Below are 12,734 nucleotides of genomic sequence, written 5' to 3' on the forward strand. Positions count from 1 at the left end.
ACGGTTATATAGTAAGTAATGATTTATTCAACGACTCTTCTTACAACGCCATTGAATGCTTTTTTCCAGTAAACATTGCTCATAGAGTCAACTGAAACACCGCGAGAGCTGTTATCGTTCAAGAATGTACCGTTTCCTAAGTAAATACCAACGTGTCCATTTACTTTATACGTATCAAAGAACACAAGGTCTCCGCGTTTCATGTCAGATGCACTTACAGCTCTTCCTTTACCTACAAGCGTATCTGTTGTTGTACCGCCAACTGGTCCAAGGTTGATGCCTGCTGATGCAAATGCCCAGCGAACGAATGAAGAACAGTCAAAACGACGTGCGTTAATATCAGCTTGTGATCTGCCGCCAGCCCATTTATATGGAGATTGTCCAACAATGGAAGAACCTGTGCTGATCGCACCTTCGATTCCGCCTACGTTACTGCTGACAGGTGATCCACCGCCAGTAGATGGCTTCTTGCTTGGTGAACTGCTGTTGTTGTTATTATCGTTGTTGTTTGAAGATCCACTGTTACTGTTATTTGAAGACGGGCTGCTGTCGTTAGTTGAGCTGTTGTCTTCTGCTTGAACACTAGCTTGACGCTGCTGTTGTCTTTGTACTTTTTCTTCCTTTGCTTTTTGAGCTGCTTCTCTTGCTTCTTTTTCAGCTTGTTTTTGAGCAGCGATTGTTGCGTCTTTTTCAGATGCAATGCTGTTAGCCTCACTGTTTAATTCGCTGATTTGAGAAGAAGCACTTCCTTTTTGCTTTTTCACTTGCTTGAATAGCTTGTCTTTTTCATCAAGCTGTTTATTCAAGTCAGTTTGAAGTGTTTCAAGCTTTGCAAGTGTCTTTTGAACATCTTCAAGCTTTGTGTTTAATTCGTTTTCAGACTTTTGAAGCTCAGCTTTGTCTTTTTCTTGCTCTTTAATGATTTCGCTGTCTGCGTTGATGAGTGTAGATACTGCACCTGCACGGCTGATGAAATCGCTAAAGCTTTTCGCTCCTAGTAACACATCTATGTATTTCGTAGAACCGCCGCTTTCTTGAAGAGCACGTACACGCTTTTTCAAGAATTTGTTTCGATCTTCAATACGTTTTTCAGTATCAGCAATGTCTTTTTTCAGTGCATTGATTTCTTTTTTCGTTTGTTCATTTTCTTTTTGTTTTTCTTCGATTTGATCACTTGTTTTTAAAGCTTTCTCGTCAATTTCTTTTAGCTTTAGTGCAAGTGCCTCTTGTTTTGCTTCAAGCTTTGAAAGCTCATCTTTTTTCTTTTGAAGGTTTTTGTTGACCTCAGATTGCTTGCTGTCCAGCTCTTGTTTCTTTTGTTCAAAGTTCTGTGCGTTTGCTTCATGAGTAAATGGGATAAATAAACCGCTCGCTCCGATGACCGAAGCTAAACCGAAAGTAATAAACTTTTTCACGAATAGTTCCTCCTTTGACAATTTCCAAGCGACATTAGAAAGCAGCAAATTCTCTGCGACCAATCTGTGCTATCTATGTCTTTCTTCCCGATTGATCAGTCAGATGTTGACCAGATTGTTTCTATCACTAGGTGTTTCATTATGTATAGTAAAATATCTAAATATATGTCTTTGTTTTAATCCACGATTTTCATTATACATGAGACATCGACAAAATGAGCTAATATTTTTATTACATTTATGTTTCAAAAACATGTCGTGATTGTCATACTTCGCCAAATCCTTGCAAATCCCACCTTTTTATCCAAGAAAAAAGCATGACCTTTTTGGCCATGCTACAATCTTCTAAATCTATTTACCTATTTAATCAATTAATGTACAAATGACTTGTTCATATTTAGACAGTGTTTGAACACTGATTTGAAAAGAGGATGCAATCTCTTTTTTGCTCATAGATTCTTCTTGCTCCTGCATCCATAAATAATAAGATGCTGCTGCCCATGCAGGCGCATTTTTCTTATCTATGCCAGAAGCACGTGCCTGCTGAATAATATGGAATAACCAAAAATAAGGCATATGGCTGTCAGGCTGAACAGCTTCTTCCAAGCTGGATGCCGCCTGTTTTGTGAAAACCGCATCTTCTGAAAAAGACCGTTCTTTCATTTCATCTTCGTATAAGAGCAGTTCAATGAATTGCTGTTCAAAGGCTGTTTTTGCTGCGCGTGCGTCAAGGACAGATTGAAGAACGTCACGTTCCCCTTTTTGTTTGCTTACATAGTACGCCGTCAGCCGCTCCTCAATGGAGACCATTGGCTCAGTCTCCTCAGGTTTATCCTGCCATGGCTTGATTTCATCTGCATCGATATCTTCTTCGACCATCTTATCCCAAACCGTCTGCGCAAGCGTTTTATGACCTGTATAATAAGCTGCGCTTGCAAGCCAGTATAAAAATGTACTATCTCCTTGAAAGCCTGTTTTGTATAAAGAATAAAGCCATTTAAAGGCCCATTCAAATTCTCCAACTAGGGCAAATGTTGCGCCAAGCTTATAACGCTGTTCACTTAATATTGGATACACGTGCGTTAATTGCTTTGCTAACGTCTTGACCTTCTCTTCTTCTTTTTCATAATGATAGAAGACTAGCTGGTTGCAAAGGGCATGCAGATTACCCGGATTTTCATGTAAAACCCGGTTCAGCATCTCTTTTGCCTGATGGATTTGACCAGAATAAAAATAGGCCAATGCGAGATTATTATACGCTGACCAAAATTCTGGATACTCAACAATCATCTGTTCCAGCATCTCAATGGCTTCATCAAGCCTGCCGCTTTCCAGTAAGTGATTTGCTTGATCCTGCTTCACAATCAGGTCATCCTGATCGTAAGGAAAATCTTCGTCCTCTTCGTCACTCATATCGAGCAAGTCGAGAAGGTCATCATTTTCATCTGCAAATTCTCCGTTCTCTTCTAATGAAGCATAGGCAGTCGCTGACCTATATGCCTCTTGAAAGAGTCCTAAATTCGCATAATTATTGGCTTTAAAATAGTGACACTCAGACATATTTTCATCAATATGCTCAAGGATGAAATCAAGCAGTTCATTTGATTGTTGGTAATGACCCATTTCAGTATAAATAATAGCAAGCTGTGACAGCATTTCTACATTTTCAGGCTCGAGTACGATAGCCCGCTGTATGAGCTTACTTGCTCTAGATAGATTTCTTTCTCTATAAGCTTTTAGACCTTTATGAAAAAAGTAATGCCCATCTTGGAAGAGCTGGACGACTTGTGTGTGATTATTTTGAGAAGTGTATTTACTCACTGATACCCTCCATTTCGAACAGTGTACCGTGTGTAGTATAACATACTTCAAGAGTCGTCACATAGAACAAAAGAAAAGGAAGGATTTGTTTTACACTTGGAAAATAAAAAGCCAGAGGTGCCTCCGGCTTTTCACTCACCTTGATGACGTTTTTTTAATACTTTTAATACATCATCAAGCGGCAATTGCTGTTCACGTAATAACACAAGCAGGTGATACAGCAGATCGGCTGTTTCCCATTTCAATTCTTCTTGATCCCGGTTTTTCGCGGCAATGATGACCTCTGACGCTTCTTCTCCTACCTTTTTCAGGATTTTGTCGACCCCTTTTTCAAAAAGATAGGTTGTATAAGCGCCTTCTGGCATTTCTGCCTGACGTTTCGCAATCACCTGTTCAAGTTCATTGAAAATGGCAAAACGATCCTGCTCTTCCGTTTGACGCTTCACGCCTTCTTCCGAAAAGCAGCTATAGCTGCCAGTGTGGCAGGCTGGTCCACTTGGTGTGACAAGAACAAGCAGAGCATCTTTGTCACAGTCATATCGAATAGATGTGACTCGCTGAGTATGTCCAGATGTGGCGCCTTTGTGCCAAAGTTCATTTCTTGACCGGCTGTAAAACCATGTTTCTCCTGTTTCTAGTGTTTTTTCATAGGATTCTTGATTCATATACGCCAATGTCAATACTTCCTTACTTTGAGCATCCTGTACAATCGCAGGTATCAGGCCTGCCTCATTAAAGGATAATTCGTTTGCCTGTTTCATCTGACCTTCACCCCGTGTTCTCTCAAGTATGTCTTTACTTCTTGAATTGAAGTCTCTTTATAATGAAAAATGGAAGCTGCTAAAGCTGCATCCGCTTCTCCTCTTGTAAATGCCTCCAGCATATGCTGAGCATTGCCAGCGCCCCCTGAAGCAATGACAGGTACGGTGACAGCTTCTGACACAAGCTTTGTTAATCGATGATCAAAGCCCTTTTTCTCGCCGTCAGCATCCATACTTGTCAGCAAAATCTCTCCTGCTCCCCTCAGTACGGCTTCTTTTGCCCAATCGCTAACCTCTATATCCGTTTGACGGCGCCCTCCGTGTGTATAAACCATGTACGCTTTTTTCTCTTCATCGTACTTTGCATCTATTGCGACAACGATGCACTGAGAACCAAAAAAATCGGCGCCTTCTGAAATCAGTTCTGGTCTTAAAACTGCCGCTGTGTTCACAGATACTTTGTCTGCACCCGCTCTTAGTATGCGCTTCATGTCATCAAGGTGGTTAATTCCGCCGCCTACCGTAAAAGGGATGGCAAGGGTTGACGCTACTTGCTTGACCACATCCACCATCGTTTTCCGGCCTTCATGAGAGGCAGAAATATCAAGAAAGACGAGTTCATCCGCCCCTTCCTCATCATATATCTGCGCTAATTCTACCGGATCACCAGCATCCTTTAAGCCGAGGAATTGCACCCCTTTGACCACACGTCCTTCCTTCACATCGAGACATGGGATGATTCGTTTTGTCATCATACGCTCTCAAGCCCTTCAATTGCCTCAGCTAAAGTAAACCGCTCCGTATAAAGTGCCTTTCCAATGATCGCACCAGAAACGCCTGACTGTTTTTGTGCTGACAGCTTTTGAAGATCGGCTACCGAACTGATACCGCCTGAAGCAATGACTTGTTTGCCAGTAGCTTCTGCTAAGCGAACTGTACTTTCCACATTAGGACCAGCCAGCATGCCATCCATTTGAATATCTGTGAAAATAAAGACCTCCGCGCCTTCCTTTGCCAATTCTTTGCCGAGATCCTCTGCCTTCACTTTCGATGTTTCAAGCCACCCCTCAGTCGATACGAATCCATTTCGCGCATCAATGCCAATCGCTATTTTCTCCCCATATTGCGCAAGCATTTTTTTCACAAAGGCAAGGTTAGAAACAGCCGAGCTGCCAAGAATGACCCTAGCTACACCACTGTTTATATAAAAAGCAACATCTTCTTCTGTCCGAATGCCGCCGCCTATTTGTACATTTACATCTAAGGATGAAGCAATCGCCAGCACATGCTCATGATTGACGCGATTCCCCGCTTTCGCGCCATCTAAGTCAACAAGATGAATCCACTTTGCTCCTTCATTTGCAAATCGCGTCGCCATATCGAGCGGCGAATCTCCATAAATGGTTTCTTGATCATAATCTCCTTGCACAAGCCGTACACATTTGCCATTTCTCATATCAATCGCTGGATACAATGTAAATTCACTCATCTGTTCACCCTCTGTTCGTTTGCTAATTGAATAAATTGTTTGAGCAGCGCCATGCCCGTTGTACTGCTTTTTTCAGGGTGAAACTGTGCACCTAGCACATTTCCCTTGCCGACAATTGCTGGTACTTGAACGCCATAGTCTGCGCTTGCTAATTGCTCTTCTGCATTCATATCCCTCACATAATAAGAGTGAACAAAGTACGCAAATCCTTCCGGTACCCCGTCAAACAATGGGGAGGGCTGATGAAATGTAAGCTCATTCCAGCCCATATGAGGCACCTTCAGCCTTTGCCCATCCTGGTCACGATCCTTTAAAAGAACGATACGCCCTTTTAGCAGCCCCAATCCTTTTGTACGCCCTGCCTCTTCACTCTCTTCAAATAACAGCTGCATCCCAAGACAAATGCCAAAGAGCAGCTTTCCTTCCTGCACTACTTGGTGGATAAACGCCTCAAGCCCTGTCTGTTTTAACAGCTGCATCGCATCACGAAACGAACCAACCCCAGGCAAAATATAAGCATCTGCCTTTTTGAGCTCCTCCACATCAGAGGAGACGATATAACTGGCGCTTGCTCGTTCCAGTGCTTTTGATACGCTGAACAAATTTCCCATTCCGTAATCAATGACGCCGATCATTAGAGCATCCCCTTTGTCGAAGGAATCCCTTTCACACGTGGATCAATGGTTGTTGCTTCATCTAAAGCACGTGCCATTGCTTTAAAAATAGCTTCAATCATATGGTGTGTATTGGTTCCATAGTGAACAATTACATGAAGATTTATACGAGCTTCTAACGCAAACTTCCAAAGAAACTCATGTACGAGCTCTGTATCAAAGGTACCGACCTTTTGACTTGGAAAGGCCGCTCTCATTTCCAAATGAGGACGATTGCTTAAATCGACCACAACCTGAGCAAGCGTTTCATCCATAGGAACAAAGCTGGAGCCATACCGCTTAATCCCCTTTTTATCACCTAACGCTTCCTTAAACATTTGCCCAAGCACGATGCCAATATCTTCTGTTGTGTGGTGATCATCAACATCCGTATCTCCTTTCGCATCGACGGTCAAATTAAAGTGTCCATGCTTCGTAAATAGATCGAGCATGTGTGTCATAAAAGGGACATCTGTTTGTATATCCGCTTTTCCTTCCCCATCAATCTCTAACGATAACGAAATATTCGTTTCATTTGTTTGTCTCGCTGTTTCCGCCTGTCTCATGACGATTCCTCCCGCTTTCTCGATTCAATCGACCTTGCATGTGCCTCGAGCCCTTCTAACCTGGCAAAAGCCGCAATGCTATCCCTGTGTGTCTCAAAGGCTTCTTGACTATATGAAATAATGCTCGTTTTCTTTTGAAAATCGGTCACACCAAGCGGGCTAGAAAATCTAGCTGTTCCGTTGGTTGGCAGCACGTGATTCGGTCCTGCAAAATAATCGCCCACCGGCTCAGGGCTATAACGCCCTAAAAAAATCGCCCCTGCGTGCTTGATTTGACCAAGAAATGATTCTGGATATGCTGTCAGCACCTCTAAATGCTCTGGCGCTAACTGATTGACGACGTCTACTGCACGATCCATGGAATCTGTCACGTATATACGGCCATGATGTTGTATGGATTGTGCGGCGATTGATTTTCTTGGCAAGGTATTCAGCTGCGTTTGCACCTCAGCTTGCACGTTTTCCGCAAGTGTCTTAGACGGAGTCACCAAAATACTAGATGCCATCGCATCATGCTCTGCCTGAGAAAGTAAATCGGCCGCCACTTCATGTGCTATGGCCGTGTCGTCTGCTAGAACCGCAATTTCACTTGGACCGGCAATCATATCAATATCTACCTGCCCAAATACTTCCCGCTTTGCCAGTGCGACATATATGTTGCCTGGACCTGTGATTTTATCAACAGGCTGGATACTTTCTGTTCCATAGGAAAGTGCCGCAATCGCCTGTGCACCGCCCATTTTATACATCTCTGTAATACCGAGCTCCTTCGCAGCAACGAGTACAGCGTCAGAGAGGTAGCCGTCTTTCCCTGGGGGTGTCACAAGGACAATTCGCTGAACACCAGCGACAAGCGCCGGAATCACATTCATTAAAACAGATGATGGATAAGCAGCTGTTCCGCCGGGGACATACACACCAACTGCATCAAGCGGTGTCACCTTTTGTCCAAGCATAGAGCCATCTTGCTGGTGATAAAACCAAGAGGATGCCATCTGACGCTCATGGTATGTGCGAATATGACGGATAGCCGTTTGGATCACCTGAATCATGGCTGGGTCCAAGCGTTCGAAGGCTTTTGTCATTTCTTCCTCTGTGACAAGCGAGTCTTCAAGCTGCACCCCATCAAATTGCTTCGTAAAAGACTGTACCGCTTGATCACCATTTTTCCTCACTTCTTGTATAATCCGCTGAACAGCCAGGCGCTGCTCTTCCGTGCCTGTATCTAAAGTCCGCTTGAGTGAGAGTGTCTCTGTCTCACCTTCTTTTATGTAGGTGATGTTCATGATGTTTCCTCCCCTTCAATGATTCTTGCAAGGCGCTGCGCCATTTCATCGATCACCGCATCCTTCATCCGATAGCTCACAGGATTGACAATAAAGCGTGACGTAATATCACAAATATGCTCCGTTTCAACAAGTCCGTTTTCCTTAAGTGTTTGACCTGTAGAGACAATGTCAACAATACGGTCGGCGAGTCCGATGAGCGGTGCTAATTCAATGGAACCATTCAGCTTAATGATCTCTACTTGCTCCCCTTGTTCTCTAAAATAGGAAGATGCGACATTTGGATACTTTGTTGCCACACGCGGCGCGACACCGCCCCAGCTGGCTCCCGGCAATCCGGCAACCGCTAAATGGCATTTACTGATGTTTAAGTCCAGCACCTCGTACACATCACGAGCTTCTTCGAGCATGACATCCTTCCCTGCAATGCCAACATCTGCTACACCGTGCTCTACATAAGTCGTCACATCCATTGGCTTCGCTAAAATAAAGCGGAGGTTTTCTTCCGGTACATCAATAATTAACTTTCTTGAATCCTCGAATTCCTCTGGCAGCTGATATCCCGCCTGCCTTAACAGCCCTGCGGCTTCTTCAAATATCCGGCCCTTCGGCATCGCCATCGTCAACACTTTACCCATTTTGCTCTCCCTTTCTAGCACCGATAAAATAAGTCACCTGCTCAAATGCCTTGGTCATCGCGTCAATATTTTCAATCCCTGCTAAGTCTTGAAGCACGATCTTTTTCCCTTTTGACCGCTCCTTTTCTGCAAAAGCAAAAGCCTCCAGCCGTTGTTCTTTACTAAAAATCACTGCCTCCTGCGGCTCATTGATTTCTTTTGCATCAAGTGCTTCAAGCAGACGGTCTAATCGAAGTCCGAATCCTGTAGCTGGTGCAGGTGCATCGAAATGAGCAAGCAATTGGTCATATCTGCCGCCACTTCCGATGACTGACCCAACATGATCTGCAAATACTTCAAACAAAATACCCGTGTAGTAGCTCATATGACTCACCATGCTTAAATCTAGACGGATATATTCTGTACAGCCGTAATCTTCAAGTGTCTCCCAAAGCGACTTTAACTGCGTGAGCACCTCTTTTCCTTCTTGTGAAACGACGATTTCCTCTGCCCGCTCTGTGACTTCCTGGCCGCCTCTTAACTCTAAGAGCTGTAACAGCCTCGTTTTATCGATAGAGGAGAGTGGTAATTGCTTCACATGCTGACGGTATCCTACATAATTCTTTTCATATAAGAATCGGCGAAGAACGTTTGCACGCTCTGTATTTCCCAGTACATCTACAAATAACGTCTCTGCTAAAGCGACATGCCCAATCGCGATTTTGAAGGACTTGAGCCCAGCATTCTTTAATGCGAATACGACAAGCGCGATCACTTCAGCATCTGCACTAATCGAACCGTCACCAATCAACTCAATTCCGACCTGCTCAAATTCTGATGGCCTTCCGCCTTCTCTTTCCTGCGCCCGGAACACATTGGCCGCATACCCAACGCGAAGCGGATACGCCTGTTCATGAAGCTTTGATGCTGCCACTCTCGCAATAGGTCCCGTCATATCAGGTCTCAGTACAAGGGTTTGCCCGTTCTGATCTAAAAGCTTAAAGAGCTGTGTATCTGTAATCGCCGATTGAACACCGACTGTATCGTAAAATTCAAGCGTTGGTGTCTCCATCAATCGGTAACCCCAACCATTCATAACCTCTGTTAAGGAATGTCTCACTTTTTTCTTCGTCTCATACAATCCTGGTAATGAATCCCGCATACCATATGGTTTCTCAAACATAAACATGTTCTTCTGCACCTCCAACACATTAAAACAAAAAATTCCGAATCCTTTAGTTCGCTAATATGATAATATGCTAACAAAATAAAGTGATTAAATCAATCATTTTTATTTTCTCTCTATTTTCATGAAAAATTTGTGGAATTATTACATTCAAGTGACACCTGTCCCTTTTCTATATGTTCGATGAAAGAACGTGCTATAATACATAAAAATATTGAATAAAACAGGAGATTACAGTGAAGTTCATCCAGACATTAATCTTAACTTTGTTGTGCGCATGCCTTGTTTATTTCGGCTTTATATACGTGACACAAATCGACCAAGTCAAAAAGACAGCTTCACCACACGAAGCAGCCAAAGAAAAAGAAAACGATACAGCACTCGCAGCTGAAGAAACACGATCAACGAAAAAAACAGACACCACCTATTCTTCCTTAAAAGGAAGCAAAAAAGCCATGGACGTCACCCTCTACAATCAAATGGATGCCCCAAAGCTTTATAATGGATGCGAAGTTACAAGCTTAGCGATGCTTCTTCATTACAGCGGATACGAGCAAGTGACGAAAGACGCATTGGCAAATGAAATTAAACGTGTTCCGCTCAATTACGAAAATGGCTTAAAAGGAGACCCACATGACGGATTTGTAGGCGATATGGAGAATGGACCAGGTCTTGGTGTATACCATGAACCTATTTATCAGCTTGCGAAAAAATATGCGGGCGCTCAAGTCGTCGATTTAAGCGGAAAACCTGTCAAAAAGGCCATCTATCAATCACTTGAAAAAGGGTATCCTGTTTGGGTGATTACCACATCCACCTTTGACAAAACAGATAACATCGAAACATGGAATACACCAAATGGCAAAATAGATGTAAGCTTTAATATGCATAGCGTGGTCATCACAGGCTATGACAAGGAGCATGTTTACTTAAATAACCCATACGGAGAAAAGAATCAAAAAGTCGATCGCGACCAGTTTGAAGATTCTTGGGAACAGATGGGCAGTCAAGCGATTATCATTAAAGCATAGAATAATTTCTCTTTGAAAACATGAAAAACCATCCTCTATCCGAATAGAGGATGGTTTTTTTCATGATGATGCTTCTATGATTTCCTTCAGGCGCTCCTCAAGCTTTTCAGCTGTCATCGCTCCTCCGCCTACATTGAAGTATTCATCCCCTTTTTTTAATAAAAGGGCAGGGTAGCCATTCACTTGAAGCTGATGAACCTTTGCAAAGTCGGCATACGCATCATTGATGACTTCTTTTGTTTTCATTCGTTCAATGACGATATTAGGATCAAGTTCATGTGCCAGAGCGATTTCCTGATACGTTTCATCATCGCTCAGGCTTTTTCCGTCTTGATAAAAAGCCTTTTGCATCGATGCAGCCAAGTACAATGCACGATCTGGAGCAACGGATCTTAATGCTGAAAACCCAATGGCTGCAGCCTCAGAGTCTAAGACAAATGTCCCGTTTGCTAGCAGCTTCTGATAACGTTCACCAAACTCAACGCCAGTTAGCTGACTGATCCGCTGATTCGCTTCTGATATATGTGGATATTCCTTTATTGGAAGACTTCTTTCTCCTACAAATAAGCCGCCAGATACTAGCGTCAGTGACATTTCAGGATGATTCTCATGCAAAGTACGGATACTGTTGGAAAATCCATAACACCAGCCACAATAAGCATCCCATACATAAATGAGAGACAATTCTTGATCATTCATACGTTAAACTCCTTACTCCTCGTTTTTTAGCGGTAACGAATTGATTTATTCTGCTTCAGATACAACAGTAAAACGTTCTCCAACATGGGCAGCCTGCTCCATTTCATCGACAAGCGCAATGGCGTAGTCAGCATAGCTCACATAGCTGTCACCTTTAGAATTGACAATCAGCTGGTCTTTCCCTTTCACATAAGAACCTGTGCGTTTGCCTGCTGGATCAAAGAATGCAGCAGGGCTGAGAAAAGTCCATTTTAACCCTTCGGTTTGTTGAAGGTCTTTGAGGTTTTCACCTTGCTGTGAAGCAGTCGCCATATACTCCTTTGGAAATTCTGGTGTATCAACAAGTCTTGTTGTTTTGGCTTCATCAACAAAAAGACTGCCCGCTCCGCCCACAACGATTAAACGCGTATCGGGTACTTCTTTCAAAATATCAATCAGCTTTTTCCCAGCCTCTACGTGAAGGTGTTCTTGTCCAGCAGGTGCGCCAAATGCATTGACGATGATATCAAACCCTTTAATGTCTTCTGCTTGTAAATGAAACACATCCTTCTCGATAACAGCTACCGATGAATCTGTCACTTTTTTCGCATCTCTAACGATGGCTGTTACCTCATGTCCTCTTGATAGAACCTCTTTTACAATTTCCTGTCCTGCTTTACCTGTAGCGCCAATAATACCGATTTTCATATGAATTCCTCCTGTAAAATGATGTTATTCGATAAATAAAGGTGTAACCAATTCAGTTACAACATAGGTAAAAAAAATTGAATAGATCATCCAATTTTTTTAATTAACACCTGCGTTAGTTCACTTAATTTGATCTCAGCAAGCACTTGCTCCATCGCACTTTGAGCGCGGCACAAGATTAACTCAAGCACAGCTTGGATATTTGCACCAATCGGACAGTCAGGATTTGGGCTTTCATGGATTTGAAACAATTCTCCCTCATCCACCACTTCAACCGCTTTATACACATCAAGCAGCGTGATATCGTCTTCACTGCGGTTCAGTTGAGAACCGCCTTTGCCAAGACTCGTTGAGATTAGGCCTGCTTTTTTTAATTTACTCATAATACGGCGGATGACCACTGGGTTGGTATTCACACTTCCTGCGATATCCTCCGATGTCTGTAATGATCCTTTTTCAAGTGATAGCAAGGCCAGAATATGGACAGCGACAGTAAATCTGCTGCTGATTTTCATGTTTTCTC

The 12,734-nt window shown here is 43.1% G+C and carries 14 protein-coding genes; 1 reads left to right on the plus strand and 13 read right to left on the minus strand.

Annotated features, from left to right (window positions below; genetic code table 11):
- Positions 1 to 23: 23 nt before the first annotated feature.
- The 10 genes from ACQYAC_RS10145 to ACQYAC_RS10190 all read right to left on the minus strand — a co-directional run bounded on the left by ACQYAC_RS10145 (position 24) and on the right by ACQYAC_RS10190 (position 9,797).
- A complete protein-coding gene (locus tag ACQYAC_RS10145; RefSeq protein ID WP_306011240.1) occupies positions 24 to 1,415 on the minus strand; it encodes a PcsB-like coiled-coil domain-containing protein in 1,392 nt (463 codons plus the stop codon).
- A gap of 363 nt (positions 1,416 to 1,778) precedes the next feature.
- A complete protein-coding gene (locus ACQYAC_RS10150) occupies positions 1,779 to 3,236 on the minus strand; it encodes a tetratricopeptide repeat protein (RefSeq protein WP_144461771.1) in 1,458 nt (485 codons plus the stop codon).
- A gap of 131 nt (positions 3,237 to 3,367) precedes the next feature.
- A complete protein-coding gene (gene hisIE / locus ACQYAC_RS10155; RefSeq protein ID WP_144461768.1) occupies positions 3,368 to 3,997 on the minus strand; it encodes a bifunctional phosphoribosyl-AMP cyclohydrolase/phosphoribosyl-ATP diphosphatase HisIE in 630 nt (209 codons plus the stop codon).
- Positions 3,994 to 4,752 (minus strand): imidazole glycerol phosphate synthase subunit HisF, encoded by a 759-nt coding sequence (gene hisF / locus ACQYAC_RS10160; protein ID WP_058013611.1) that lies wholly within the window; start codon positions 4,750 to 4,752, stop codon positions 3,994 to 3,996. Before hisF ends, hisIE begins: the two co-directional genes overlap by 4 nt.
- On the minus strand, positions 4,749 to 5,486 hold the full coding sequence (gene hisA / locus ACQYAC_RS10165; protein ID WP_429943228.1) for a 1-(5-phosphoribosyl)-5-[(5-phosphoribosylamino)methylideneamino]imidazole-4-carboxamide isomerase: 738 nt from the start codon (positions 5,484 to 5,486) through the stop codon (positions 4,749 to 4,751). Before hisA ends, hisF begins: the two co-directional genes overlap by 4 nt.
- The gene (hisH, locus tag ACQYAC_RS10170; protein ID WP_429943229.1) at positions 5,483 to 6,121 is read right to left on the minus strand and encodes an imidazole glycerol phosphate synthase subunit HisH; all 639 of its coding nucleotides are present in this window, start codon (positions 6,119 to 6,121) and stop codon (positions 5,483 to 5,485) included. The genes hisA and hisH overlap by 4 nt, the downstream gene beginning before the upstream one ends.
- On the minus strand, positions 6,121 to 6,705 hold the full coding sequence (gene hisB, locus ACQYAC_RS10175) for an imidazoleglycerol-phosphate dehydratase HisB (RefSeq protein WP_058013608.1): 585 nt from the start codon (positions 6,703 to 6,705) through the stop codon (positions 6,121 to 6,123). The genes hisH and hisB overlap by 1 nt, the downstream gene beginning before the upstream one ends.
- The gene (hisD, locus tag ACQYAC_RS10180) at positions 6,702 to 7,991 is read right to left on the minus strand and encodes a histidinol dehydrogenase (RefSeq protein ID WP_268497519.1); all 1,290 of its coding nucleotides are present in this window, start codon (positions 7,989 to 7,991) and stop codon (positions 6,702 to 6,704) included. The genes hisB and hisD overlap by 4 nt, the downstream gene beginning before the upstream one ends.
- On the minus strand, positions 7,988 to 8,629 hold the full coding sequence (hisG, locus tag ACQYAC_RS10185; protein ID WP_003213329.1) for an ATP phosphoribosyltransferase: 642 nt from the start codon (positions 8,627 to 8,629) through the stop codon (positions 7,988 to 7,990). Before hisG ends, hisD begins: the two co-directional genes overlap by 4 nt.
- Entirely contained in the window at positions 8,622 to 9,797 is a 1,176-nt protein-coding gene (locus ACQYAC_RS10190; RefSeq protein WP_106029371.1) for an ATP phosphoribosyltransferase regulatory subunit, read from the minus strand. Before ACQYAC_RS10190 ends, hisG begins: the two co-directional genes overlap by 8 nt.
- Before the next feature lie 233 nt (positions 9,798 to 10,030).
- Here ACQYAC_RS10190 and ACQYAC_RS10195 point away from each other — a divergent pair, with 233 nt between their 5' ends.
- Entirely contained in the window at positions 10,031 to 10,825 is a 795-nt protein-coding gene (locus tag ACQYAC_RS10195; protein WP_429943231.1) for a C39 family peptidase, read from the plus strand.
- Positions 10,826 to 10,885: 60 nt separating this feature from the next.
- Here ACQYAC_RS10195 and ACQYAC_RS10200 read toward each other — a convergent pair whose 3' ends face one another.
- The 3 genes from ACQYAC_RS10200 to ACQYAC_RS10210 form a co-directional block, all read right to left on the minus strand.
- On the minus strand, positions 10,886 to 11,524 hold the full coding sequence (locus tag ACQYAC_RS10200) for a DsbA family protein (protein WP_429943232.1): 639 nt from the start codon (positions 11,522 to 11,524) through the stop codon (positions 10,886 to 10,888).
- 45 nt (positions 11,525 to 11,569) lie between these two features.
- Positions 11,570 to 12,211, minus strand: a complete 642-nt coding sequence (locus ACQYAC_RS10205; RefSeq protein ID WP_058013603.1) for an NAD(P)-dependent oxidoreductase — start codon at positions 12,209 to 12,211, stop codon at positions 11,570 to 11,572.
- An 86-nt stretch (positions 12,212 to 12,297) separates the two neighbouring features.
- Positions 12,298 to 12,726 carry an Rrf2 family transcriptional regulator gene (locus tag ACQYAC_RS10210; RefSeq protein WP_003213266.1) on the minus strand — a complete coding sequence of 143 codons (429 nt, stop codon included), beginning with the start codon at positions 12,724 to 12,726 and terminating at the stop codon, positions 12,298 to 12,300.
- Between the last annotated feature and the right edge of the window lie 8 nt (positions 12,727 to 12,734).

It is taken from the genome of Bacillus sp. MM09(2025) (assembly GCF_050496725.1).
Taxonomy (GTDB): Bacteria; Bacillota; Bacilli; order Bacillales; family Bacillaceae; genus Bacillus; species Bacillus pumilus.

What these genes read in the sequence shown, in the direction of transcription:
- hisIE (WP_144461768.1), bottom strand. Translation starts at nt 3,997, where the DNA reads ATGAAACAGGCAAACGAATTATCCTTTAATGAGGCAGGCCTGATACCT.
- hisF (WP_058013611.1), bottom strand. Translation starts at nt 4,752, where the DNA reads ATGATGACAAAACGAATCATCCCATGTCTCGATGTGAAGGAAGGACGT.
- hisA (WP_429943228.1), bottom strand. Translation starts at nt 5,486, where the DNA reads ATGAGTGAATTTACATTGTATCCAGCGATTGATATGAGAAATGGCAAA.
- hisH (WP_429943229.1), bottom strand. Translation starts at nt 6,121, where the DNA reads ATGATCGGCGTCATTGATTACGGAATGGGAAATTTGTTCAGCGTATCA.
- hisB (WP_058013608.1), bottom strand. Translation starts at nt 6,705, where the DNA reads ATGAGACAGGCGGAAACAGCGAGACAAACAAATGAAACGAATATTTCG.
- hisD (WP_268497519.1), bottom strand. Translation starts at nt 7,991, where the DNA reads ATGAACATCACCTACATAAAAGAAGGTGAGACAGAGACACTCTCACTC.
- hisG (WP_003213329.1), bottom strand. Translation starts at nt 8,629, where the DNA reads ATGGGTAAAGTGTTGACGATGGCGATGCCGAAGGGCCGGATATTTGAA.
- ACQYAC_RS10190 (WP_106029371.1), bottom strand. Translation starts at nt 9,797, where the DNA reads ATGTTTATGTTTGAGAAACCATATGGTATGCGGGATTCATTACCAGGA.
- ACQYAC_RS10200 (WP_429943232.1), bottom strand. Translation starts at nt 11,524, where the DNA reads ATGAATGATCAAGAATTGTCTCTCATTTATGTATGGGATGCTTATTGT.
- ACQYAC_RS10205 (WP_058013603.1), bottom strand. Translation starts at nt 12,211, where the DNA reads ATGAAAATCGGTATTATTGGCGCTACAGGTAAAGCAGGACAGGAAATT.
- ACQYAC_RS10210 (WP_003213266.1), bottom strand. Translation starts at nt 12,726, where the DNA reads ATGAAAATCAGCAGCAGATTTACTGTCGCTGTCCATATTCTGGCCTTG.